Source organism: Blautia sp. DFI.3.45, assembly GCF_020593505.1.
Lineage (GTDB): Bacteria > Bacillota > Clostridia > Lachnospirales > Lachnospiraceae > Blautia_A > Blautia_A wexlerae.
Genome location: NZ_JAJDMI010000208.1, coordinates 1 through 300, shown reverse-complemented (window position 1 = coordinate 300; position 300 = coordinate 1). Strand labels below are relative to the sequence as shown.

At 55.0% G+C, this 300-nt stretch carries 1 protein-coding gene; it reads left to right on the top strand.

The genetic code is table 11. The features are described from left to right. Positions 1-300 (top strand): virulence-associated E family protein (locus LJE09_RS19340; protein WP_227311636.1); only part of this gene is annotated, 300 nt, incomplete at both ends.

Genomic DNA, 300 nt, shown 5'->3' with positions numbered 1-300 from the left:
TTGACTTCCTGCCCCTTGACCGTTCCGGCAACCGCCGCTTTATCCCCGTCATGGTGTACCCGGAGCAAGCCGAGGTTCACATTTTGGAGGACGAAGCCGCTTCCAGAGCCTATATCGAGCAGATGTGGGCAGAAGCGATGGAAATTTACAGAAGCGGCAGGTTCAAGCTGGCTTTCAGCCCTGCCATGCAGCGGTATCTCAAAGAACACCAGCGGGATTTTATGCCGGAGGACACCAAAGCCGGGATGATACAGGCGTATCTTGATAAGTACACCGGGAGCATGGTCTGTTCCAAGCAGC